General features: G+C 66.9%; 20 protein-coding genes and 2 pseudogenes. 6 read left to right on the top strand and 16 right to left on the bottom strand.

All coding sequences use genetic code 11. The features are described from left to right. Complete coding sequence (locus tag B0293_RS28545) at window positions 1-696, bottom strand: hypothetical protein (RefSeq protein WP_039919312.1); 696 nt, start codon at window positions 694-696, stop codon at window positions 1-3. Window positions 697-910: 214 nt separating this feature from the next. Here B0293_RS28545 and B0293_RS28550 point away from each other — a divergent pair, with 214 nt between their 5' ends. Next, the gene (locus B0293_RS28550; protein WP_039919311.1) at window positions 911-1,528 is read left to right on the top strand and encodes a TetR/AcrR family transcriptional regulator; all 618 of its coding nucleotides are present in this window, start codon (window positions 911-913) and stop codon (window positions 1,526-1,528) included. Here the strand turns inward: B0293_RS28550 and B0293_RS28555 are convergent. The 6 genes from B0293_RS28555 to B0293_RS28580 form a co-directional block, all read right to left on the bottom strand. Then, window positions 1,517-2,971, bottom strand: coding sequence for an aldehyde dehydrogenase family protein (locus tag B0293_RS28555; protein ID WP_039919310.1), 1,455 nt, complete (start codon window positions 2,969-2,971; stop codon window positions 1,517-1,519). The two genes, B0293_RS28550 and B0293_RS28555, sit on opposite strands and share 12 nt — an antisense overlap. A gap of 20 nt (window positions 2,972-2,991) precedes the next feature. Continuing rightward, window positions 2,992-4,089 (bottom strand): Zn-dependent alcohol dehydrogenase, encoded by a 1,098-nt coding sequence (locus B0293_RS28560; protein WP_005164900.1) that lies wholly within the window; start codon window positions 4,087-4,089, stop codon window positions 2,992-2,994. After that, complete coding sequence (locus B0293_RS28565) at window positions 4,086-6,416, bottom strand: AMP-binding protein (RefSeq protein ID WP_005164896.1); 2,331 nt, start codon at window positions 6,414-6,416, stop codon at window positions 4,086-4,088. The genes B0293_RS28560 and B0293_RS28565 overlap by 4 nt, the downstream gene beginning before the upstream one ends. After that, complete coding sequence (locus tag B0293_RS28570; RefSeq protein WP_005164895.1) at window positions 6,413-7,174, bottom strand: gamma-glutamyl-gamma-aminobutyrate hydrolase family protein; 762 nt, start codon at window positions 7,172-7,174, stop codon at window positions 6,413-6,415. The genes B0293_RS28565 and B0293_RS28570 overlap by 4 nt, the downstream gene beginning before the upstream one ends. Then, complete coding sequence (locus B0293_RS28575) at window positions 7,171-8,424, bottom strand: glutamine synthetase family protein (protein WP_245192074.1); 1,254 nt, start codon at window positions 8,422-8,424, stop codon at window positions 7,171-7,173. The genes B0293_RS28570 and B0293_RS28575 overlap by 4 nt, the downstream gene beginning before the upstream one ends. A gap of 64 nt (window positions 8,425-8,488) precedes the next feature. Continuing rightward, window positions 8,489-9,133: a hypothetical protein gene (locus B0293_RS28580; protein ID WP_005164893.1), complete on the bottom strand. Its 645-nt coding sequence runs from the start codon at window positions 9,131-9,133 to the stop codon at window positions 8,489-8,491. A 204-nt stretch (window positions 9,134-9,337) separates the two neighbouring features. On the opposite strand from B0293_RS28580, the gene B0293_RS28585 reads away from it, so the two are divergent. The 4 genes from B0293_RS28585 to B0293_RS28600 are packed head-to-tail and all read left to right on the top strand — an operon-like array spanning window position 9,338 to window position 13,663. Then, complete coding sequence (locus B0293_RS28585; RefSeq protein WP_005164892.1) at window positions 9,338-9,733, top strand: hotdog fold domain-containing protein; 396 nt, start codon at window positions 9,338-9,340, stop codon at window positions 9,731-9,733. Continuing rightward, window positions 9,730-11,250, top strand: a complete 1,521-nt coding sequence (locus B0293_RS28590) for a flavin-containing monooxygenase (RefSeq protein WP_039919309.1) — start codon at window positions 9,730-9,732, stop codon at window positions 11,248-11,250. The genes B0293_RS28585 and B0293_RS28590 overlap by 4 nt, the downstream gene beginning before the upstream one ends. Beyond that, window positions 11,247-12,302, top strand: coding sequence for an alpha/beta hydrolase (locus B0293_RS28595; RefSeq protein ID WP_005164890.1), 1,056 nt, complete (start codon window positions 11,247-11,249; stop codon window positions 12,300-12,302). The genes B0293_RS28590 and B0293_RS28595 overlap by 4 nt, the downstream gene beginning before the upstream one ends. Beyond that, window positions 12,299-13,663 carry a flavin monoamine oxidase family protein gene (locus B0293_RS28600; protein ID WP_005164888.1) on the top strand — a complete coding sequence of 455 codons (1,365 nt, stop codon included), beginning with the start codon at window positions 12,299-12,301 and terminating at the stop codon, window positions 13,661-13,663. The genes B0293_RS28595 and B0293_RS28600 overlap by 4 nt, the downstream gene beginning before the upstream one ends. A 355-nt stretch (window positions 13,664-14,018) precedes the next feature. On the opposite strand, the pseudogene B0293_RS28605 reads toward B0293_RS28600, so the two are convergent. The 3 genes and pseudogenes from B0293_RS28605 to B0293_RS28610 form a co-directional block, all read right to left on the bottom strand. Then, a pseudogene (locus B0293_RS28605) lies at window positions 14,019-14,825 on the bottom strand (IS3 family transposase); the annotation flags it as partial. An 18-nt stretch (window positions 14,826-14,843) separates the two neighbouring features. Beyond that, window positions 14,844-15,197 (bottom strand): annotated as a pseudogene (locus B0293_RS44720) (tRNA-dependent cyclodipeptide synthase); the annotation flags it as partial. 421 nt (window positions 15,198-15,618) lie between these two features. Next, a complete protein-coding gene (locus B0293_RS28610; protein ID WP_157376436.1) occupies window positions 15,619-16,122 on the bottom strand; it encodes a class I SAM-dependent methyltransferase in 504 nt (167 codons plus the stop codon). 245 nt (window positions 16,123-16,367) lie between these two features. Here B0293_RS28610 and B0293_RS44350 point away from each other — a divergent pair, with 245 nt between their 5' ends. Beyond that, window positions 16,368-16,565: a PKD domain-containing protein gene (locus B0293_RS44350; protein ID WP_245192072.1), complete on the top strand. Its 198-nt coding sequence runs from the start codon at window positions 16,368-16,370 to the stop codon at window positions 16,563-16,565. Between the two features lie 147 nt (window positions 16,566-16,712). On the opposite strand, the gene B0293_RS43210 is transcribed toward B0293_RS44350, so the two are convergent. The 6 genes from B0293_RS43210 to B0293_RS43570 form a co-directional block, all read right to left on the bottom strand. Beyond that, entirely contained in the window at window positions 16,713-17,126 is a 414-nt protein-coding gene (locus B0293_RS43210; protein WP_005164883.1) for a hypothetical protein, read from the bottom strand. 852 nt (window positions 17,127-17,978) lie between these two features. Next, window positions 17,979-18,161, bottom strand: a complete 183-nt coding sequence (locus B0293_RS28620; protein ID WP_005164880.1) for a hypothetical protein — start codon at window positions 18,159-18,161, stop codon at window positions 17,979-17,981. After that, window positions 18,158-18,346: a tyrosine-type recombinase/integrase gene (locus B0293_RS44890; protein WP_005164878.1), complete on the bottom strand. Its 189-nt coding sequence runs from the start codon at window positions 18,344-18,346 to the stop codon at window positions 18,158-18,160. Before B0293_RS44890 ends, B0293_RS28620 begins: the two co-directional genes overlap by 4 nt. 46 nt (window positions 18,347-18,392) lie before the next feature. Next, window positions 18,393-19,115: an nSTAND1 domain-containing NTPase gene (locus B0293_RS43215; RefSeq protein WP_407640108.1), complete on the bottom strand. Its 723-nt coding sequence runs from the start codon at window positions 19,113-19,115 to the stop codon at window positions 18,393-18,395. A 134-nt stretch (window positions 19,116-19,249) separates the two neighbouring features. After that, window positions 19,250-22,366, bottom strand: coding sequence for an amino acid adenylation domain-containing protein (locus B0293_RS28635; protein ID WP_052014566.1), 3,117 nt, complete (start codon window positions 22,364-22,366; stop codon window positions 19,250-19,252). Further along, window positions 22,363-22,896: a hypothetical protein gene (locus B0293_RS43570; RefSeq protein WP_158081885.1), complete on the bottom strand. Its 534-nt coding sequence runs from the start codon at window positions 22,894-22,896 to the stop codon at window positions 22,363-22,365. The genes B0293_RS28635 and B0293_RS43570 overlap by 4 nt, the downstream gene beginning before the upstream one ends. Between the last annotated feature and the right edge of the window lie 84 nt (window positions 22,897-22,980).

Below are 22,980 nucleotides of genomic sequence, written 5' to 3' on the forward strand. Positions count from 1 at the left end.
TCAGGCCCTCGCCACGCTCTGCCGGCTCGACTCCGGCTCGACACCCGCCGCCACGTTGTGGTCGTGCAGGGCGCGATAGGCGAAGAAGCACACGAACATCTGGAATCCCCAGGTCGCCAGCGCCGCAGTGTAGAAGAGCGTCCGGTGCGCGTCGTCGCCCTGGATCGGGAAGAAGTCATACGTGATCGCGATGACGGATCCCGCGAGGGTGACCAGCGCCGTGGCGAGGGCCAGCTTTCGGGCACCGATGCCCCAAAGCCGCCAAACGAAGTAGGCGAGGAAGATCGTCGTGAGCACGTTGACCACGACGTAGAACGTCGCCGGACCGAGGTGCAGCTTGTCGGCGCGGAACTGCTGGAGGTACAGCCCGGCGGCGGCGGCGAGCGCGAACACGCCGATATCGACCGCCACGGAGGGCTTGTACCGATGCGTCACGCGCATCAGGCCCAGGACGAGGATGAGGGTGATGCCCACGGAGCGCGAGAAAGCGTCGAAGAAGTACGCGATGGTGTAGAGAAAGCTGTCCTCGTCTCCGCCCAGGAGTGCCCACAGGAGAAAGTTCGAGCCCGACGTCGCGACGATCATCCATTCCAGGCCGAGCAGGTAGTTGCCGTAGCGCCGGATGAATTTCCAGCCGAAGTAGAAGCCGGCGAAGATCATCCAGAGATCGGCCAGCATGAAGAGCATTTCCTTCATGTCCTTGTTTCCTTCTAGTCGTGCCTTCACCTCTGAGCTGAAGGCGGTGTTCGGGCCGGCGGCCGGAGCCCTGGAGACGTTGCGCGGATTTGTGATCCGGCCCATAGCGTACGCCCGACTTAGCCATCCGATCAAGTCGCTTGACTAAGAACTTCCGCTGCTAGGCTTGCGTTGACTTAATCAAGCGTCCAACTACGTGCACCGGGAGGATTTCGTGCCTCGGATCTCCGCCGCCCAACGGCGCAGCGACTTCATCAAGGCTGCTGTGGAGGTCATCGCGACCTACGGCATCGAAGGCGCGACGACCCGGCGGATCGCCGAGCAGGCTCAGGCGAACCTGGCGATGCTGCACTACTGCTACGGCTCCAAAGAGGATCTCTTCGCCGACGTCTACGAGTTCGTGGCGGGCAGATACCGCGACGCGCTCGAGAACAATGACTCCCCCGGCGACGTGGCGGAGACGGCTCGACGGCTCCTGCGCGGAGTAATGGAGTGCTATCTCGAGTCGGCCAGTTTCGCCATGGCGGCGATGGAACTCATCAGCTGGGCCCGGCGCCAGCACGGAGACCGCGGTATCGAGGTGTACGACAAGGCCCTCGAGACGGTGCGCACCGCGCTGCGCGACGCCGGTTCGGACCAACCGATCGAACCGGAGATCGTCGAGGAGATCGCTTTCGTCATCGCCGCCTTGGCCGACGGCTTCGCCGCGAACTGGTTGACATACGGGGATCGGTCCGCCGCGCTGGGCCAGATGGAGCTCGCCACGTCGGTTCTCGACAGCTGGCTCGCTGCCCGGCTCGGCTCCACGCCCGTGGCGCCCTCACAACGGTAAGCCGGGCGAATCGACACCGACGACCCGGTCACCGCAGAAGACGCGCACCGACTCCGCCGGCCCGTGCCCGCCGATACCGGCCGGGCCCCAGAAGCTCTGAGCCGAGTCGTCACCGAGGTCGGCGATCTTGGCGCCGTTGACGCGCACCTCGCCGGACAGGATGTGGGAGCCGACGTCGATCGCGCGGTCGGTGTCGGCGCCGAACACGTAGGCGTCGAGGCCCGAAGGGTTGGCGTTGGCGACGTGCAACGCCTCTTCGTCGGAATCCACGGCGTGGAGGGAGACGAGCGGACCGAACAGCTCGGCCGTGGCCTGGGCGGGGTCGGCGCCGACGGCGATCGTCGGCGACAGGAAGTAGCCGCCGAGCTCGGGCAGCCGAGCGGGCCGGTGGATGGCCGCCCCGAGGTTCCGCAGCCCCTCGATCCTGTTTTGGAGCGTCCGGAAGTGCGGGGCGTTGGAGATCGGGCCGATCCGGACGTCCGCGTCGAGCGAGTGGCCGACGACGAGCTTGGAGATCCGCTCGGTCAACGCGTCGAGAAGAGGTGCGACCAGGCTTCGGTGGGCGAGGATCTTGCCCGGCCCCTCACACCACTGACCGTTGAGCTTGGTCATGCCGTCGAGGATGCCGTCCGCGGTGACGTCGAGGTCGGCGTCGTCCAGTACGAGCACCGGGTTGTTCCCGCCGAGTTCCAGTTGCAATACCTTGAAGTCCTCCGCGCCCGCTCGCGCGATGGCGCGCCCGGCTGCGGGTCCGCCGGTGAACGAGACGATCTTGACGCGCGGGTCGGAGGTCAGCCTGGCGCCGACGTCGCCCGCGCCGTGCACCAGTTGCAGGGCGCCGCTGGGCAGGCCCGCCTCGAGGAAGCACTCGACGATGATCTGCGCGCTGCCGGGCGCGTGCTCCGAGGGCTTGAGGATGACGGGACAGCCCGCGGCTATCGCGCTCGCGATCTTGGCCGCGGGGATGAAACTCGGGCCGTTCCACGGTGTGAGGATCGCGGCGGGTCCCCATGGCACTTTGTAGAGGCGGACGTCCCTGCCACCGGCCGCCAGCGCGGTGACCCGCGGGATGGTCACCAGGTCCGCCGCCGTCGCCCGGATCCGCGCGGGCAGGAAGGCCGCGACCTTGCGCGTGACGCCGATGGGCGTACCGCTGGTCAGTGAGTCCGTGCGGGCGATGTCCTCGACACGGCTCTCGACGATGTTGGCGACGCGCTCGAACATCGCGGCGCGTTCACGCCGGGCGTCCTCATCCCAGCGACCGACGTCGTGCACGCGCTCCGCGTGCCGAAGCGCGCGCTCGACGTCGTCGGGTGCCGTCGTGACAGTGCGGTGGATGGGCTCGCGCGTATTGGGGTCAAGGTTCCACGCGTCGGGGACGGTCTGGCATTCGCTCCAGTCGTCGGCGATGTAGTTCACCGGCCGGGGAAGCTCGTTGCTCATCTTCACGTTTCCTTCGCTGGTCAGGACTGGAGATCGACGACGATGCGGGTCACGTCGCCGGATTTCATCGCCTCGAAGCCCTCGTTGATCTCGCCGAAGGGGATGACGCGCGTGACCATCTCGTCGAGCAGCAGGCGTCCCTGCTGGTACAGGCGCGCGAGCTGGAGGATGTCCTGCCGCGCCTGGCCCGAGCCCATGTAGGAGCCGATGAGCCGCTTCTCCTCGAAGAAGAAGTCCGACGCCGGGACTCTGAGCTCCGTGCCTCCGGGCGCGATCCCGACCAGGCACGCGGTCCCCGTCGGGCGCACGAGGGCCAGGGCCGTCGCCGCGGTGCGGGCCGAACCGACCGCCTCAAAGGCGTAGTCCACTCCGTCGCCCAGCTGGCGGCGAAGTTCCGCGACCGGATCGCCGTCCCCGCCATTGATGATGTGGGTCGCGCCGTAACCGCGCGCGGCCTTGAGGCGCGCGTCGTCCAGGTCGATCGCGACGATGGCCGAGGCTCCGGCGAGCCGGGCGCCTTGGATGATGGCCGATCCGACGCCGCCGCAGCCGATGACCGCGACGGTGCTGCCCGGTCGCACCTTGGCGCCGCGGAAAACGGCACCCACACCGGTGATGACGCAGCAGGCCAGGAGGCAGCCGACGTGCAGCGGAACGTCGTCGGGAAGCCTCACCAGCGAGTTCTCGCGCATGAGGACGTGCCGGGAGAACGCCCCGATGTCACCGAGCCGCTCGATCGGCTCGCCGTCCGTGGTCTGGAACGCGGGCCGGGGGCGTCGGCGGATCTCCTCCACCCGTCCGCACTGGGTCGACCGTCCCGCCTCACAGTTGGCGCAGCGGCCGCAGGAAGGAGTCAGCGCGCCGACCACGCGGTCCCCCGGTCGCAGCCCGGACACCCGTGAGCCGACCGCCTCGACCACGCCCGCCACCTCGTGGCCGACCACGACCGGCAGGCCGGTCGGCACCGTTCCGGTCATGTAGTGCAGATCGCTGTGGCACAGCCCCACGTTCGTGACCGCGACGCGCACCTCGTGCGGCTCCGGGGCGTCCACCCGGATCACGGTCAGTTCGAGCGGCTCGTTGACGGCGGTCAGCAGCGCGGCCTGGGTGTCGATCATGTCGACGCCTCCTCTTTGGATGCTCTGTCAGTGGACAAAAAGCCCTGAATGCCCGCGGTCAGAAGCCCGCTTTCCCACGCCTGGGCGGCGGCGAGGTCTTCCCGGGCGAAAGCCGCTTCGACGTCCTCTGCCCGCGGACGCAGGAGCGCGAGGTGAAGGGCCGTCGTGTTCCCCTCGGGCGTCCAGTCGATGACGGTGTCGACGGCGCGGCCGATCAGGGCGCCGGGTTCGACGATCTCGTCGAGAAGGCCTATCCGTAAGGCTTCGTCGGCCGGGACGCGAGGGGATCCGAGGACTACGCGCATCGCGTGGTTCCCGATGAGGCGCCTCAACAGCACGCTGGACGCGTTCGAAATCGTGATTCCCCGGCCGTTTTCCGGTTGGTAGTACTCCGTCGCCGGGGTTCCGATGCGGGCGTCGCAGCACAGCGTGAACTCCGAGGCTCCGCCGACCGCGAGCCCGTTGACGGCCGCGACCACGGGCACCCGCGTCTCCAGGATGGCCCGGGTGATGTCGTGGAAACTCGCGAACGCTTCCCGCATCTCGGCGTCCGAGGACGGCGTGCTCAGGAGATCCATTCCCGCGGAGAAGGCTCGCCCCTCGCCGGTGAGCACGATCCCGCGCACACGCTCACCGGTGCCCAATTCGCGGATGACGGCCGCCAGCCGCAGCCGGGTGGCGACATCCAGGGCGTTGAGCTTCTCGGGGCGCCGGAGTGTCAGCACCGCCACGTCCCGGACGAGGTCGACGCTGACGAATCCCCGTCGTGTGCCGAGGTCGTAGGTCACGCCGGGATCGGCCGCGGCACGGGCCTTCAGCGCCGGTTTGGAAACGCGTTCGGACGGAGTGCGGGGGAATTCGGCGACGAACTCGATGTAGCGAGGCACCTTGAAACGCGCGAGTTCCTTGCCCGCCCGCTCGACGATCCGCTCGGCCGTCGCACGACCGGAAGGCACTCCGGCCGCCAACTGGACAAAAGCCTTGACCTCCTCACCGAGGGTCTCGTCGGGTTCGGCGACGACGGCGGCCGAGACCACCAGGTCGTCCCGCTCCAGTGCGGCTTCGACCTCGACGCTCGCGACGTTCTCGCCACCGCGCCGCACCATGTCCTTGATCCGGCCGACCAGCCGGATTCCGTCGTCCGAGTGGCGGATGACGACGTCGCCGGTGTGGAGCCAGCCGTCCCGCAACACCCTGGCGGTGTCCTCCGGGCGGTTCCAGTAGCCGTTCATCATCGGCGTGCCCGCGATGATCAGCTCACCGGCCTCGCCGTCGGGCACCTCGGTGCCGTCGGGGTCGACGACGCGGACCTGTTTCGTCGGTACCGGCTGCCCCAGGCTCCCGCTTCCCACGGCGTCTGCGTCACCGAAAGGGCTGAACAGGTCGATCCCGGACTCGGTCATCCCGTAGATCTCGCGCCACGGCGCTCCCCAGCGCTCCTCCAGCCGGGCGTGAAGTCCGACCGGGATTCCCGAGCAGAACACGAGACGGAGGTCGTTGTCGCGGTCTTCGGGGGTGGGCGGCTGTTTGAACAGCAGCGTCGGCATGGACCCGAGGACGTAGAAGAAGGTCGCGCGGTGCCGCCGGACGTCCGCCATGAAGGTCGACGCGGAGAACCGGGGCAGTACGACCAGCGGGGCGCCGACCGTGAGGGCCAGCGCGGTGTTCCATTGGGGATCCATATAGGAAAATGGTTGCGCCGTAAGAAGAACGTCTTCGGGTCCGAGTCCGGTCGCCGCCGCGCAGATCCAGCCCAGCCGCACCCAGTAGTCGTGGGTGAGCATGCACGCCTTGGGGAAACCGGTCGTGCCCGACGTGTACTGCAGGTTCGCCAGTGCCCCGCCGTCGATCGGCACCGCCGGAGGTGTCGCCGGAAACGGCTCCGCCCCGTCGTCGGCGACATCCACGACGCGGATGTCCTCGCCGGCGACGACACTCGCGATCAGCTCCACGCGATCGGCGTCGGTGAACACGACGCGCGCGCCCGAGTCCCGCAGGACGAAGGCGAGGTCGGCCCGCCGGTAGGAGCTGTTGATCGGTACTGCGACCGCGCCTGCCTTCAGCGCGGCGAGCCACACCACGGGCCAGTGCACGACGTTCGGGAGCATGATCGCGACCCGGTCGCCCGGCTGGACACCGTCGACCTCGATCAGCCGGTGCGCCAGCCTGGAGGTCCAGTCGTCGATCTCGGCGAAGCTCCAGGACCACTCGCCGAACCGCAGGAACTCCCGTTCCGGGGAGTCCCGCGCCCGATGCTCCAGCAACTCGGTCACCGTCGGGACGGCGGGATCGTCGCCCGCCTGTCCGGCCGTCACTTTCGCGGTCATGGCAAGCTCCTCTGTCTCTTCGCCGCGGCCTGCACGATCCACGTCATCGCCGGGTCCTCGCTCTTCATCCACTCCGGATGCCACTGGACTCCGAGCACCGGGGCACCCGGCAGTTCGACCGCTTCGATCACGCCGTCGCTCGTCCGCCCGGTCACGACCAGGCCGGTGCCGCAGCGGTCGATGGCCTGGTGGTGCCAGGAGTTGGTCATCGCGTGCTCGCCGAACAGGCCGGCGACGATCGAGCCTTTTTCGAACGACACAAGGTGATCAGCGGTGCCGTCGGTGGGTGCGGCCTCCGCCGACAGGTGACTCACCGGCCCCCGTGGGAGATCGGGGACGAGTGTCCCGCCGAGGGCGACGTTGAGCACCTGCATGCCGCGGCACACGCCCAGCACGGGAATCCCCCGCCCCAGAGCGGCCCGGGCGAGCGCGATCTCGTATTCATCCCGGGCCTCGTCGTGGGCCATCGGGTCCAGTCTCGGATCGACGTCACGGACCACTCCCGGGTCGCCACCCCAGAACGCCGGGTGGACGTCCTGCCCGCCGGTGATCACCACCCCGGACAGCCGCTGACAGATCTCCGTCACGTCGGTGTCGTAGGACAGGTGCACCGGAAGCCCGCCGGCTTCCGCGATCCGGCTCGCGAAGTCCGACATGTAGCTGTCGAGACAACGGTCGCCGTACCGTTCGTCGGCTCCCTTGATCAGCTCCAGCCGGAACCGCCGGCCGGTGATGCCGATCAGCGGACGCGCGCTCACGGGAACTCGAAGTAGCGGGTGGACTCCCATTGGGAGAGTTCGGCGAACGGATCGCCGCCCTTGGTGTGGAACTCCATCCACTCCCAGCGTCGTGACGCGACCCAGAAGTCCACGAACTCGTCACCGAGGTACTCGCGCAGCAGGGGATCGGCGTCCAGGGCGGCACCCGCCTTCGACATCGTGTCGGGGATCCGGGGCACGCCCTCAGGCAAGCACCAGGCCATGTCCGTGACCTGCTCCGGCGGCTCGATCTCCCGCTCGATGCCTGCCAGCACTCCGGCAAGCACCCCCGCCAACGCGAGGTACGGGTTGACGTCGGCACCGGGAAGCCGGTACTCGAGGCGCGAGTACTTGGAGTGGCCGGTGATGGCGCGCACCGCGGCCGTCTTGTTGTTGACGCCCCAGCTCACGGTGGTGGGCGGTCCGGTGAAGTCCACCAGCCGCCGATAGGAGGTGATCTGCGGCAACGCGAGCGAGGTGTTGCCCTCCATCGTGGACAGCAGTCCCCCGACCGCGTGCCGCATCAGCGGGGAGGGGCCGTCTTCGGCGAAGAACCGGTTCACTCCGTCGCTCTGGAGCGACAGGTTGATGTGGGCGCCTTGTCCGTAGCCCGCCGTCGGCTTGGCCATGAAGGTCACGGTGTGGCCTAGCTCGAACGCGACCTCGCGCATGATCTGCCGGGTCCGTGCCCAGGAGTCGGCCAGCGTGATCGGATCCGTCGGCGCCAGATTCAGCTCCGTCTGCCCGGCGGCGGCCTCGTCGGTCCATGCCTCCCAGGCGATGCCGACCCGATCGAGGCGCTCGACGACCGCTTCCATGTAATCGACCCAGTCCTTGGACCTCGCCAAGTGGTACGTCGCTCCCGTGCCACCGCCCAACGGCGTCAGATCCCGGTACCCGAGTTTTCGCGCCTCTTGAACGGATTCCTCGAACAGGGTCGCTTCGATCTCCACGGCGATCGTCGCGGTGTACCCGAGAACCGCCAGCCGGGCCACCAGCTTCCGCACGAGGTTCCGCGGGCAGATCGGCACAGGTGTGCCGTCCTTCAGCCAGTAGTCGCCGATGACCGCATCCAGCCCCGGCTTCCACGCGACGAGGGTCGACAGGTCGGGGACCATCTTGATGTCGTAGAGATTGCCGCGCCAGTCCGGAAAAGCGTCACCGAGGACGATCTCGTTGCCCAGATCGATCGCGAACAGGATGTCGGCGAAGGCGAAGCCGGATTCCTTGCCCGAGGCGAACTTCGTCATCGACACGTTCTTGCCGAGAAAGCTTCCGTCGTGATTCGTCGCCTCGAGGCGAACAGCGCGTGGATCAGACATCGAAGCGGACCCTCCAGGAAGCGGCCGTCATGACCGACATCTGCGACAACGTGCCCTTGACCCGCAGACCGGCTCCCAAGGACGCGACAAAATCGTCCGCGCCGCTGAAGACACCGGCGAGAACGTCGGGCGGTCCCGCCATCAGGTACTCGGTCGCCCCGTCGCCGAACTGACATCGCTCCGGGCCGTCGACGATCAAAACGTCGGGAATACCCGGTATTCCCCTTGTCACCGCCCAGAAATTCCGGGCGGCCTCGCGCCAGTGCGGTAGCGGCGGCTTCAACGCGCGCAAGATGCCGGTGGCCAGGACGACATCACCGGCGGGCTCCCGCGCGGAAGCGAAGCGCGCCCGCAGGTCGACCACGACCGTCGCGTCCGGCTCGGCCACGACTCCACCGGTCACCGTGATCGTCTTGCGGCCGAAGGAAATCGTCGCGGCCTGCGGTGTGTCGTGGGAGCGGATCGCCACGGTGCCGCCGGACCGGCCCAGTACCTCCCGCGCGTGACTGATCCGCGCCGAGTCACGCAAGGTGCGCCCGATCAGCCGGACGACCGGACTCGCGTCGTCTTCGATCGTGATGGGGAAAGTCGAGCCCTCCCTCACGGGCGCCTCGGGGAACGTCATGATCTCGGCCATCGCGGGCCCTTTCGATCTTGGCGAGTGTCGCGTCATAGTTAGTCAAATGACTCGATCAATTGACGAAGATGATGGGCGCCTGGTCGCGCGTTGTCAACAGCCCCTTTCGGGCGAGCACCTGAACCACCCCTTGACGAGAGATGAAAGTTGTCACACACTCGGCCAACTGACTTAATCGGATGACCTACTCGGTCAGGAGCTCTCATGAAAGTCATCCATCGGCGCTACGTCGCCTACTCCGAGGCCCACTACGCCGGCAACCTCGTCGACGGGGCGTTCGGCCTGGCGCTGTTCGGCGACGCCGGAACGCATCTCGCGATCGTCACGGACGGCCACGAGAGCCTCTTCGCGGGTTACTCGTCCGTGGAATTCCTGGCGCCGGTGCGTGGCGGCGACGTCATCGAGGTCGAGGCCCGGCTCGCGGCGAAGGGCAACCGGAGCCGGACGGTCGACTTCGAGCTGCGCGTCATCGCCAGGGCCATCGACCACACGGGCCGAGCGGAAGTCCTCGCCGAGCCCATCATCGCCACCCGTGCCCGCGGGACCGGCGTCGTCCCCGCCCTCCCGCAGGACCAAAACCCAGAAGGAAGTGCAGCATGAAGGACACAGGCGCAATGGAGTCCGCCGACATCGTCGTCATCGGCGCCGGCATCTCCGGGATCGGCGCGGCCCGGCATCTGATGGCCGACTTCCCCGACAAGAAGGTCATCCTGCTGGAATCCCGCGACTCGATCGGCGGCACCTGGGACCTGTTCCGCTATCCGGGCGTCCGGTCCGATTCCGATCTGCACACCTACGCCTACGAGTTCAAACCGTGGCGGCACCGGAGCGCGATCGCCGAAGCGCCATTGATCCGCGAATACCTCGGCGAGACGGTGGGCGAGTTCGGCCTGGACGAGGTCCTCCGGCTCCGGCACCGGGTGACCTCCGCCGACTGGTCCACCGACGAGGCGCGGTGGACGCTACAGGTGACCGTGACCGACGAGGCCGGCACCGAACACACGAAGACCATCAAAGCCCGCTTCGTCTTCAGCGCCACCGGCTACTACCGCTACGAATCCGGGTACACACCCCACTTCGAGGGTCGCGACGATTTCCGGGGAGACATCCTGCATCCCCAGCAGTGGCCCGAAGACTACGACCACAGCGGCAAACGCGTGGTGATCATCGGTAGCGGCGCGACGGCGGTGACGATGCTCCCGGCCATGCTGATGGGGGACGGCGCCGCGGCACACGTGACGATGCTCCAGCGCACGCCCAGCTACATCGCCTCCCAGCCGAGGGTCGACGGCATCGCCCTCAGGCTCACCAAGCTGCTCGGGGCCAAGCTCGGCTACGCGGCCACGCGCCGCAAGAACATCTGGATCGACTTCCTGCTCGTCAGCACCCTGCGCAAGTTCCCCGACTTCGGGCGGAAGGCGCTGCGCAAGTGGACGCTCAAGGAGCTTCCGGCGGACGTCGACGTGGACACCCATTTCAATCCGCCGTACGCCCCGTGGGACGAGCGCCTCTGTGTCACGCCGGACGGCGAGTTCTTCAAGGCACTCCGCGACGGCGACGCCGAGGTGGTCACCGACCGGATCGACCGCTTCACCGAGGACGGCATCCTCCTGCAGTCGGGCAAGACGTTGAAGGCCGATCTCATCGTCACCGCGACCGGCCTCGTCATGCAGCTGCTGGGCGGCATCCAGCCCACAGTGGACGGTCGTCCGGTGAAGTTGTCCGACGCCGTCCTCTATCGCGGCGCCCTCATCTCCGGGATGCCGAACTGGGCCATGATGCTCGGCTACACGAAGGCGTCGTGGACCCTCCGGCTGGGCAACGTGTGCCGCCTGGTCGGCGACGTGCTCCGCCGCATGGACACGAACGGCTACGACATCGCGGTCCCGGTCGCCCCGGACGGACTGGCCACCACGGATCTCCTCGATCTCACCGCGGGCTACATGCAGCGGGCGAAGCCCGAACTCCCCCGGCAGGGCACCGAATTGCCGTGGCGGATGCACACGACGTTCGTGAAGGACAACCGGCTGTTCAAGGGACGGCTGGTCGACCGGAACATCCGTTTCTCCGTCCGGACACCCGCCGCCGACCTCACGAGCGCGGCGGCTGACTCATGACCGCGGCGAACCTTACGCTGGGCCAGCGCCTTCAGCGGGCCTTCGTCATCGCCCTGAGCCGCACCCCGGCCCCGCTCCTCAGGCCGCTGGTCCGCCCGCCGGTCAACAGCGCAGGCGATCGGATGGCCGCCGACGTCGCCTTCCTGATGAGACTCACGGAAGCCGGTGACGACTACAGCGACCTTCCGGTGACGGCCGCCCGGGAAGTGACCGAACACGACGCCGCCTTGTTCGCCGACCGGATCGCACCTTGCGCGGTCGAGCAGGAGGTCGATCTCGGCGAGGGGTTGCAGGCGACCCGCTACAGCACCTGCACCCCTTCCCGGGGTTTGATCCTTTTCTTCCACGGCGGCGGTTTCGCACTGGGGAGCCGCGCCGGTTACGCCGCCCCGGCGCGGATGCTCGCACGGGGAACGGGCACCGACGTCCTGTCCGTCGAGTACCGGCTCGCACCCGAGCACTCGTTCCCGGCGGCGCACGACGACGCGCTCGCCGCGTGGCGGTACGCCGCCGAGCACGCGGCCGACTGGGGTATCGACCCGCACCGGATCGTCGTCGCCGGTGAAAGCGCCGGAGGGAACATCGCCGCCGTGCTCTGCCAGCGGCTTCGTGGCGAAGCCGTCCAGCCGATGATGCAGGTGCTCATCCAGCCGGTCACCGACATCTCGCAGCGGCGTCCCTCTCAGCACGAGTTCGCCGGATCCCCCGCGCTGTCGGCCAAACAGATCGCGTGGTTCATGGGGCACTACCTCCCCGACGGGACCGACCATCTCGACCCGCGGGTCTCCCCTCTACTGGCAAGCGATCTGACAGGGCTTCCCCGCGCCATCGTGACGGTCGCCGGTTTCGACCCGCTCCGCGACGACGGACTCGCTTACGCGGCCGCGCTGACGGCGAGCGACGTTCCCACCGAGGTGATCCACGAGCGCGAGCTCGTGCACGGCTACATCTCCTTCACGGCAGTCAGCCGGAGCAGCAGGACAGCCACGAGACGCCTGGTGCGAGCCATCGCCACGGCACTGACATCGACACCGGAATGGAGCAGCACATGACCGAGTCCCTTCACGAGCACGCAACGGAAGTCGTCGTGGTCGGCGCCGGAATGGCGGGATTGATGGCGGCGACCACCCTGTCCGATCGAGACGTCGTCGTACTCGAAGCCTCCGGCCGTGCCGGCGGCCGCGTGGAGTCAGTTCGCCGCGGCGACTACTGGATCAACCTAGGAACCCAGTTCACCGAAGGCACCGGAACACTGATCGAAGCCCTCGAACGCCATCAGGTCAGCATGGGTACGTTGGCCGGCAAGACGGTCGCCCTCTCGCTCCACGGAAAACAGGTCGACACCTCGAATCCGTTCGGCTTGATGTTCCGCTCCCGGATGACCTTCATGGACAGGATCGGGCTGGCAGCCGTCGGCGCCCGCATCCTCGCGGCGACACCGTTCCTGCAGATGAACCCCGAGAACCGCCTGGCGAAACGGGTCCGCGCGAAGCTCGACACTCTCTCCGCATCATACGTACTGCGAGGAATCGGCTCCGAGGTCGCGCGGGACATGGTCCGGTCCTGGTCCGGGCAATGGATGGGATGCGAACCCGAGGAGACCGCCGCGACCCAGTTCGTCATGTCGATGGGCATCCTCCTGACCGACCCGGCGAAGGTTCCCAACCTTTCCTTGCCGGAAGGGGGAAATCAGACCCTCACCGACATCCTGGCGGCCGACCTCGGCGATCGCCTGCGGCTGAACTCGCCGGTGACATCGGTCGAGCGGACCGAGGACGGCGTCGTCGTGGACTACGAGGACGAGAACGGGCCGGCGCGGATTCGTGCCCGCCGTGCGATCGTCACCGTTCCCGGCGACGTGGCCGTGAAGATCCTGCCGAGCCTCCCTGCCGGGTACCGCACAGCGTTCGACGACATTCGCTACGGCCGGTACGTGGTGGTGGGCTTCTTCACCCGCGAAGAAGGCCCCCAGCGGTGGGACGACTACATCGCCGTGTCGACGCCCCAGCTCTCGTTCCAGGCGATGTTCAACCACGCTGCGGCGATGCGCCGTCCTGGCCCGCGGAAGCCGGGCGGCGCGCTGGCCTGCTTCGCGGGCGGCGCCGTGGCCGACAGCCTGTTCGAACTCACCGACGAGGAGATCGTCACCCGATTCACCGCGGACCTCCTCTCGCTCTACCCCGAGCTCGAAGGCAAACTCGACGAGGGAATCGTCCGGCGTCACCACCGGGTCGTGCCGTTCTGGGCACCCGGCGGACGCACCTCACTGCCGACGCTGCGCCGCAATCTCGGCCCGGTCCACCTGGCCGGTGACTACCAACTCGACATGCCCTCACTCGCCGACGCCGCCGCATCGGGTGAACGGGCCGCGAAGCAGGTCCTGGCGAGCCTGCCCCGAGGACGGTTCAGCTGATGAAGCCCACCGAAGAAGCCGAGCACAACAGCAAGACCGCGACCAGACCAGCCGCCTAGCCACCTCTACACCGGATCTCGGTTGACACAGTGAATCGTGCTGACCCGCCTGCCTCCCAACCATTTCGCTCATGGAAGTCCAGTGGGTACCACTTTCGCTTCGGACCCGATATGTGCAGGCATGCGGGGACTGTAAAACGCTTGGCTCTGGCGCACTTTCGGTGGTGGTGCAGTGGATCCCTGGCCGGGATGGACTGCCGGGCTGTCATGATCATCTGTGTCTGGGATTGGGGTTGACCCGTTTTGACGGACAGGCTGGCGTTGCCCCCGGTCTCCGGACCGTCGTCTGTGGAGTGTCAGGCGGGTTGTTGTAATTCGTGGAGTCTCTCATATTCGACTGGGGTGAGGTATCCGAGTTTGGAATGGCGGCGTTGCCGGTTGTGGAAGATCCCGAGGTACTGGAAGATCTCGTTGGCCAATTCGGTCCGGGTTTTCCATTTCCGGCGGTCGAGGAGTTCGGTCTGCATCTTCGACCAGAACGACTCCATCATCGCGTTGTCGTAGCCGTCACCGACGGTTCCGAGCGAGGGCATCAGCCCGGCTGCCTTGACTCGGTTGGTGAAGGTCCAGGACGTGAACTGCACGCCGTGGTCAGAGTGAAAAACGGTGCCAGGATTAGGATTCCGGTTGCTGATTGCCATCTCCAGGGCGTTCACGACGAGCGTGGTGTTCTGACTGTTGTCGATGGACCAGCCCACGATTTTGCGACTGAACGCGTCCAGCACCGCGCAGCAGTAGAGCTTCCCTTCGCGAGTGGGATGCTCGGTAATGTCGCACACCCAGAGCAGATTTGGTTGGGTGCGCAGGAAATTCCGGTTGACCAGGTCTTCGCTGCGGACCTCGATTTTCGGGTTCTTGCGGGTCTGCCACCGCGGAATCCCGGCCAGCCCGGCCGTCCGCATGAGTTTGGCGACCGTCTTGCGGCTGACCATGATGCCCATCCCCAGGCGCAGTTCGGCGTGCACCCGTGGTGCGCCGTAGGTGCCGCGGGAGCGGGCATGGATCTCGGTGATCACCCCGGTCAGCCATTCCCGGCGCAGCGCCGCCGGCGAGGTTGGCCTCGAGCGCCACTCGTAGAAGCCGGAGTGACTCACCTCCAGCAGACTGGTGGCCGGCACGTCGGTCACCATCGAGCGGATCATGGACCGTACTTCGGGGACAATGCGGTAGGCGTCGGTGATGTGCTCCCGCAGCCTGCGATAGCGGGGGTTTCCGGCGAAGCGTGACCAGACGAGGACATGTCTGCGGGGGTCGGGGTCGCCGCCGCGCAGGAGGGCGCGGGACGCGGCGCAGCACTGTTCGTGCACCGCGGTGATGACTTTGCGGACCGCGCGGCGCGACGGCGTTCCGGCGACGATGAATCGGTGCGCCGCTTCGGCGCCGGACCGGGGGACGTAGACGTGCCGGAATCGTGATATTGACCATTCCAGGATGGTCTCGATCGTTCGTGGCCGGTAAAGGAATTGAAGGGTGATACCCCGATCATGATCGCGTCACCGGCTACGATCATGCGCGGCGGTTCCAATCAGGCCGACTTCACGGTGTGCCGAGGTAGTCGTCATCGGGCTCGAATCACCACAGCGTGTGGCCTTGCCAGGTAGGGTTCCCAGAAGGACGATCCGTGATCGTCGACGCCCTCGGATGACACGGTCATCTCGTGCCACGAGATGTCGTTGAAACCAGCCTTTCGCAACGCTTCTTCATAGGCTTCTTGTGACCACAACACAGCGCCCACCTGAACCGGAGGTATCGAGGGCTGCGCTGGCAACATCATCGACAATGTCACCGGCGACCCTTCGGAGGACGGCGGCGAGGACGGGGTGAGCGTGAATCCGTATCGCGCGTAATATCCGTCGTGATAGCGAGACTTGCCGTCATGGTCGGCGTAGCCCGGGTTCAACGTGGCGGCGACGAAGACTCCGTCTGCCCCAGATCTTGTCTGGCGTTGCGGCACATCGCCTCCAGGCTGGTAACACTCGTGGCATAACAGAGGACGTACACCGCCAGTACCAGATCGACCTGCCCGGACAAGTGCGCGTACTCTTGTTCGCACTCGCACGGCCGCGTGAGATCGCGGCGCAGGTAGGTGATTCCCAGCGGGGCGTCGTCTTCGATTTCCCCGGCCTGCGCAAGCATTCCCTCGGAGATATCGACACCGAAAACGCGACGCGCGCCCCATTGCGCCAGCCTTCGCGAGTACAGCCCGGTACCGCATCCCAGATCAATCACGACCTTGTCGTGCACGCCACCACATAAGGTTCGAATTGACGGGTACTCGATGTATCTTCGAATGGGTATATCCTGGGCCGAAGCCTCGTAGGCGCGGGCTGCGGTGTCGAATTGGCTGGCCATCGCGCGGCTCCCTGCAATGGTGCCCCGCCCGGCCGACGAGACAATCACCCAACAAGTATACATCCGCAGAAACAGTCGAGTGCGCCCCTAAAAGAGCGGTTGCCCGATGGTCTTCTGGTAACAAAACGCCTTGAAGGCGACACCTATCGTAGGCGAATCGGGTGCGTATTCACCTTTTTCGGTATGGACGGGCCACTGCGGCTACGAACGGTACACAAGTCGGCATCCGCACCGGTTCCGGGCACATGCCGACGGCATATCTGGCTCCAGCCCTGCGTGTCCCGCCCCGCCGAATGGCACCCCCTTTCCTGACGGTGACGCGGACCGAATGGCCGGAAGACCCCGCCGCGAGCTCATTCGACGCGAGCCCATCGAAGGACAGCGATGAGACCACCACCGGCTATGCCTGGGAGTTCGGTGATGGCGCAACCGCCACCGGCAAGACCATCTCGCACACCTACCCCGCCCGGGTTACTACAGCGTCCGGCTGACCGTGACGGACAACATCGGCAAGATCAACAGCACCCGCCGTCTGGTGAAGGCCGGCGTCCTCCCGCCCACCGCCGCGTTCACCGGGCATTGCGGCGATGATGTGTGCACGTTCGACGCAAACGCGTCCAGCAACGAGGAAGGAGCGATCACCGGATACGCGCGGGACGTCGGCGACGGTGCGACCGGCACCGGCAGGATGGCCTGTCGGTCATGACCAAGCGAGCGAGTTTCACGGCGCGACGTAGCGGTGCCATGCGCTTGCCGCTGCCCGTGCCGGCGAGCGCGGTGCACACGTCGGGGTCGAGCAGCAGCGCGGTATCCGGCGTGATGTTCGGGTCGTCCTCCGGCAGGGCACCGGCACCGGAGTTCCGCAGGGCGCCGAGCGCGGCCTGCCGCCGCGTCACGACCGCGCGGCGACGCTGCAGTGGAGACCGCTCCCCCTCGCCGGTCTCACGCTGCCCTCCGGGGACCCCGGCGGGGTGCGTCGCCGATGCCACGGGTGCCAACGCCACCATCAGCACCGCCACCCCGCCGAACGCGCCGCACAGGCGAACTGCCATGACGCCTTCCCCAAGCTCCGACACCATCGGACAACTCCAGAACGGAACGGCCATCGCGCCGCCAAACCACCATCGAGCGACCATTGAGCCACCCGATCAGCCCAGATCGTCTCCTATTCGCCCAGCCTGCCCCGCAGCGGCGGGACGGTACGACGCCATCACCGTGACCAGCGTCTGACGGCGCGAGCACGACATAGAACCGGACCTGGACGTGGCGGGCCGCCGCCTGCGCGTGGTCGCGCTCGCTACGCCGCCGCCACTGCGAGCGGAACTGCACTCGCGGCTGCGGGTCGGCGGGCGAGCACGGCGCGGCCTGGACCGTCCGCCACCCGTGAGCGGACCGACCCGCCGACGAGGACGGTCCACTCAGGACATCGCAGATCCTCACCCGGTTGTAGGCGGCCGGACAGATCGCACCGTCTGCGGCGGAAACGACGGAGGCTCGCCCGGATGATCTTGGGCGCGTGGAACAGTCCGGCCGCGAGAGGAGCGATTGTCGGACCGTGTACCGAAGTTGCGATCACTTTCCGATGCTGCTGCACAATCGAAGGTTGCGGTCTCCGTGTCTCGGCGTACTGCCGCGGTGACCCAGATTGCGCTCAGGGCAGGACATCCCATCTTGCGTCACTTCTTACCTAGCATGTATTTGCACAGGAGCGACGGTGTGTCGGCGGTCTGTTTGTCGCTCAAGGTGCAACGCATCATCTCCGCCGCATACCATTGCGACTCCTTGTTCAGCGCCACCGCCAGGTGGTATCCCGGCCGGTTGGGCGCCGGTGCTGGCGAGCGGGTCGTGCTTCCAGTGGTAGGCACAGGACGAGCACAGCCGGGCTCCGCAATTTGTGGCGATCCTCAAACACCCCGCGACCTGGCAAGCTTTCCAGCAGAGCTGCGGATGGTCGTGAGGAACTCCAGGAGGCGGGCGCTCCAGCTCCAGTTGATCAGTTGCTCGAACTCGGGCGTGATGGCTGCGAGCAAGTCGTCGAGGTCCTTGTCGCGGTCGAGATGGACTGGTGCCGTCGCCGTGTTGTTCATGGCATCACCGTGTCGACCGGCGCCCGCGGGGTTGGGACCCGATCGACGGCTTTGCTGATCCGGCTGCTGGCGGAGTGTACGTAGGGGTCGGCAGAGGACGGTCGTGAATGCCCGAGCAGGCGTTGAATCTTGTCGAGCGCCGCGCCGGCGTCCGCCAGGTCGCTGGCGAACGAGTGCCGCAGCATGTTTGGGGCAGCTGCCACGCCAGCCCGACGCGCTCCCCCAGCATCATCACCAGTTCGTTGAGCGCCTGCGGTCGGATCGGCTGGCCCAACGGCTGGCGAACAGGTTCACCAGCAGGAAGTCCAGTGGGACCGCCCGCGAGCGTCGCGACTTCGCCCAAGCGCCGTTGACGTTCTCTCGCCGCACCACGTGCAGGTGCCCGCCTTGAACCGGACATCCCAATGCCATTGAGCTGGGTAGGAGATGGTTGTCCTCGCGGTGCAGGTCGGCGACCTCGCCGTGGCGAAGCCCAGCACGCGCGATCAGCGGTGCGGGCGAGCGCGCCGTTGAGGCCACCTGTGGCCTGGAACGCTGGGAGGATGTTGCCTTTCGGTGGCGCCAGGTCTCCACCAGCGCGTGCGACAAGAGCGGCAGGGCACCGGTCTGACCGTGTGTGTGGGCGATCAGGACGCTGAGCAAATCACTCTCGACGGCACAAGCCGCGGCGGACGCCGGACGGGTGATGGCACGCCGGAGTTCCTCGGCTGTCATCGGGCCGACGGTGACCTGCGCGTCCTGCATCCTGCGTAGGACGCGCCATGCCGCACCACATCGGAGGTGATGGTGACGCGCACCGTCGTTTCTCCCGCACACTGCTCGGCCAGGTAGGCCCGCACGTGGTAGCTGCGGCAGGTGCCCTGGCCCACGTGGATGAAGGCCAGGAATACCGAGTCCCGGAAGGCGACCACATGCCCGCGCGGGAACCAGGGCCAGCGCGGCCTCCACGACCACCTCGAGAGCGAAGGTTCCCGGCAGCGTTGGCAGGTCACCTACGAGATGCTCGGTGAGCTACGTGGGCTACTGAGCTGGCTCGATTAGCTACCGCACCACCGACGGGCTGGTGAAGTTCTCGGGCACCGCGTCCATCAGCGTCTCGTTGGCGGGCTGGCCAAGCCAGTACCCGTACTTGTATTACTGGTATTGTGCGTGGCCGCTTCGGCGTGCGCGGTCGAATCGGGGATTGCCTCGGCGTCGGCGCAGATTGCTTTAATCGCCAGGTTGAGCTGCTTGAGCATCCGGCTGGCCGCACAGGTGTCGGTGCTGCGGAGCTGGGTGTTGAGCGCGACCATGTCGGTGAGCGGGCCGCGTTGGATGTCCGTGTAGACGGCGAAGGCTGTCTCGTTGGCGAACACCCAGTCGGATCGGGGCTTCAGCGGCGCGTAGTCTATGTGTGCCAATGCTCTCGGCTCGGTGTAAGTGAAGACGCTGTCGAAGAGCGGGCCTGCCGTCCACTCGACCAGATCGCTCATGGCCACCCACCGGTGGGCAAGGACGTCCCGTTCCCAGGCGAACACCGCGCGGATGAGCTCGGCCCACGAGTCACAGATCTGCAGGTTGGCTGCGAACGGCAGCAGGTTGACGAACATCCCCACAGCCAGATCCGCACCCGGTTCCTCGGGACGCGTGTTGGCGACCATCCCGACCACCGGTTTCCGAGCGTTCGTCATACGTCCGGTGGCCCACACGTGCGCGGCGGCGAAGACGCACTTGGCAGGCACGCCCAGCCTCCGGGCAACGTCAACTACCGGCTCTCCGGGGATCGAATCCCGCGCCTGAACCAGCGGGAGGTGTCCCGCTGGGGTGATGCCAGCGCCGACTCGGGACAAGCGTTCGTGCCAGAACGCTCGCGCGGCCGGATCCGTCCGCCGCTGCTCTTCGAGACGCGCGTGCCGCGCGGTCCTCCCGGGCGCCGGGTGGGATAGGTCCGCAGGTGCGCCGCCGAGCCGCTCCCGGTATAGCGCGACAAGGTCGGCCGCTACCAACGACAGGCTCCATCCGTCGAGCAACGCGTGATGGACGACTAAAGCCAGGTGATGGCTCCCGTCACGGTAGCGGACCACGTGGCAGTGCAGCAGTGGCTCGCGTTCCGAGTCGATCGCCGCAGCCCACCCGGCGCGCCGGTCGAGGATCGCGTCCGGGCTGTCGTCGGTGTCGGACACGGTCAATGGGATGTCCACGCTGCCGCGGACGCGGTGAACCGGGCCATCGTCGGCAGCCAGGTCGAATCCGTGGTTCAGCACCTCATGGCGTGCGGTGAGGTCCTGCAGCGCAGAGGTCAACGCATCGCGATTGCAGGGTCCGGAGAGATGGATAGCGGCCAACACGCGGTAGAGCGTGTCATCGCCCATGTCGCAGTCGTATAGCACGCCGATCTGTGTCGCGGAGAGCGGAACCGGCGTGTCATCGGTGTCGTCTGCGGTGTCAGCGGGCGACGACTGTGCGATATCCGCGGCCAGGTCCCGCAGGATTGGAGTCCGGTAGACCGAGGCCACCGTGGCCGCGTAGCCCGCATCCCGGAGCGACTGAACCAGCTGCACGGCACGCATCGAGTCCCCACCGAGGGCGAAGAAGTCGTCATCCTCCCCGACTTCCTCCACGCCCAGAACCGCCGCGCACACGCTGGTGATCAACTCGGGTGCGGTCCCGTCGTCGGATCGCGGAACGCTCACCGGGCGTGGTGCGGGCAACGCATCGACGTCGAGCTTGCCTTGAGACGTGAGCGGTAGGACCTCGACAGGCACAATTGCCCTCGGCAGGAGATGTGCCGGGGCCATCTCGGCCAAGGCCCGGCGAACAGACCGGGGATCGGCGCGAGCGGTGAGCGCCACGTATGCCACGAGTTCCAATTCCCCCGCGTCGTCTCGCCGCGGCACGACCGCGCACTCCCTGACACCGGGCACACGGGAGAGCAGCGCTTCGACCTCCCCGGGCTCGATCCGGTAACCGCGCACCTGGACCTGCCGGTCGACACGACCACAGAAGATCAGGTCACCGGAAGGCTCCTGGCGAGCCAGGTCACCAGTTCTGTACATGCGTTTGCCGGGAGGCCCATCGGGATCCTCGAGGAACCGCGCGGCGGTGAGGTCGGGGCGGTTCAGATACCCGGCCGTCACGCCCGCACCGCTCACGAACATCTCGCCGACGCCGCCCGGCGCGGTCGGCGCGAGGTCGGAGTCCAGCAACCGCACCCGCAGGTCGTCCAGGGGAACGCCGATCGGGCTGTCGGCCAGGGCGGTGTCGGAGGTGCGGATCTCTCGTAGAGTCACGTGGACGGTGGTCTCCGTAATGCCGTACATGTTGATCAACCGTGGCCCGCGATCACCATAGGCCGCCATCCAGGGTGCGAGCACGATGGGATTGAGCTGTTCACCCCCGAACACGATCAGCCGGAGCGCGCCAGGCGTTCCCTCCGCACTCAACGCGGCCGTGGACAACAACCGGAAGGCGGTCGGCGTCTGGTTCAGAACCGTCACACCTTGATCGACTACGACGGACCACAGCTCCTGGGGGTCGCGCACGGTCTCATGGGACACCACCACGTACCGACCACCGTGGGCCAGTGCGCCCCAGATCTCCCAGACCGAGAAGTCGAACGCGAAGGAGTGAAGTCCCGTCCACACGTCATCGTGGCTGAACCCGAGAGACGCGCGAGTCATCGAGAACAGTCGGGGTACGCAAACGTGCGGGACGACGACGCCCTTGGGTTTCCCGGTGGAACCCGACGTGTGGATGACGTACATCGGGTCCTGGGCGTCCGCCTTCCACGCCAGGTCGTCTTCAGGCTCACGTGAGATGCCAGGCTCCGACATGTCGACGAATCGGACGGAGCCGCTATCCACCATTGCTCTGTGGGCCGCTTGCCCGACTACCACCCGCAGGGCGCAGTCACTGATAACCTGAGCCAGGCGAGCTTGCGGGTAGCCCGGGTCCAGCGGCACATACCCGCCGCCTGCCTTGAGTACAGCGAGCAAAGCCGTAAGCAGCTCTGCACCGCGCTCGGTCGCGATCCCCACGAGCTGCCCGGGCGCCACACCGAGATCGGCCAGATGGTATGCGAGCTGGTTGGCGTTGCTGTTGAGCGTCCGGTAAGTCGTGGATTTCCCCGTCGTCGCGTCGGTGATCGCGACGCGGTCGCCTGCGTGTTCCGCCCACCACTCGAAATCTCGGTGGAGGGGTTGCCATCCTCCCTCGCGTGCCATCATCGTGCACGGGCTGCGCAGTAGGCGGCGGTCGTGGTGGCTGAGACGTCCGACGCCAGCAGCGCTTCGTCGACCGTGTCGCCCTCCGCCAACCTTCGCGCAACCGGTATCCGACAAGGGGCCAGCGGGTTCGGGCTGTTCTGGAGGCATTGAGAGACCTTCAGGAACATCTCGGGTGAGCTGGTGTCGCCGACGATAAGGGAATACCGCAGTTCGATGCAGACCTGGTTTCGCTCGAACAGTTCCGCGTGCGTCGCCGTGGCCTCGGACGCGGCGCGCAAATTCGGCCGGGCATTCGGCGTATAGGGCGCGGTCGTGAACGACCACACCTCGTATCCGGCGATCTGGCTGGGGACGCCCGCATCACAGTCGCGCAGGAACTCGTTCCAGCACCACGAGAGCCACTCCCCTGACAAGGCCCGACGTACCTCCGGGCTACCCGACCCATCCATCATCCTGGCGTACGTCACCATCACGTCGCCGGCACACGACGTGAACGGCGTGACCCCTTGAGACAGCGGCACTCCAACCACGGCAGCTCCTCCTGTGTCGCAAAGCAAATCTGCGAGATCGTCACTATGGCATCGCTGACTCGGCACGGTCAGCGCCCTGTTCCA

This window comes from Amycolatopsis azurea DSM 43854, from assembly GCF_001995215.1.
Classification (GTDB): domain Bacteria; phylum Actinomycetota; class Actinomycetes; order Mycobacteriales; family Pseudonocardiaceae; genus Amycolatopsis; species Amycolatopsis azurea.

Excerpts from the sequence above, each read along its gene's own strand:
- B0293_RS28635 (WP_052014566.1), bottom strand. The coding sequence starts at position 22,366 with ATGATGGCACGCGAGGGAGGATGGCAACCCCTCCACCGAGATTTCGAG.
- B0293_RS28595 (WP_005164890.1), top strand. The coding sequence starts at position 11,247 with ATGACCGCGGCGAACCTTACGCTGGGCCAGCGCCTTCAGCGGGCCTTC.
- B0293_RS43210 (WP_005164883.1), bottom strand. The coding sequence starts at position 17,126 with ATGGCAGTTCGCCTGTGCGGCGCGTTCGGCGGGGTGGCGGTGCTGATG.
- B0293_RS44350 (WP_245192072.1), top strand. The coding sequence starts at position 16,368 with ATGGCACCCCCTTTCCTGACGGTGACGCGGACCGAATGGCCGGAAGAC.
- B0293_RS28590 (WP_039919309.1), top strand. The coding sequence starts at position 9,730 with ATGAAGGACACAGGCGCAATGGAGTCCGCCGACATCGTCGTCATCGGC.
- B0293_RS44890 (WP_005164878.1), bottom strand. The coding sequence starts at position 18,346 with ATGCTGCGGCACTCGTTCGCCAGCGACCTGGCGGACGCCGGCGCGGCG.
- B0293_RS28565 (WP_005164896.1), bottom strand. The coding sequence starts at position 6,416 with ATGACCGCGAAAGTGACGGCCGGACAGGCGGGCGACGATCCCGCCGTC.
- B0293_RS28585 (WP_005164892.1), top strand. The coding sequence starts at position 9,338 with ATGAAAGTCATCCATCGGCGCTACGTCGCCTACTCCGAGGCCCACTAC.
- B0293_RS28545 (WP_039919312.1), bottom strand. The coding sequence starts at position 696 with ATGAAGGAAATGCTCTTCATGCTGGCCGATCTCTGGATGATCTTCGCC.
- B0293_RS28575 (WP_245192074.1), bottom strand. The coding sequence starts at position 8,424 with ATGACGAAGTTCGCCTCGGGCAAGGAATCCGGCTTCGCCTTCGCCGAC.
- B0293_RS28600 (WP_005164888.1), top strand. The coding sequence starts at position 12,299 with ATGACCGAGTCCCTTCACGAGCACGCAACGGAAGTCGTCGTGGTCGGC.
- B0293_RS28560 (WP_005164900.1), bottom strand. The coding sequence starts at position 4,089 with ATGATCGACACCCAGGCCGCGCTGCTGACCGCCGTCAACGAGCCGCTC.
- B0293_RS28580 (WP_005164893.1), bottom strand. The coding sequence starts at position 9,133 with ATGGCCGAGATCATGACGTTCCCCGAGGCGCCCGTGAGGGAGGGCTCG.
- B0293_RS28620 (WP_005164880.1), bottom strand. The coding sequence starts at position 18,161 with ATGAACAACACGGCGACGGCACCAGTCCATCTCGACCGCGACAAGGAC.
- B0293_RS28555 (WP_039919310.1), bottom strand. The coding sequence starts at position 2,971 with ATGAGCAACGAGCTTCCCCGGCCGGTGAACTACATCGCCGACGACTGG.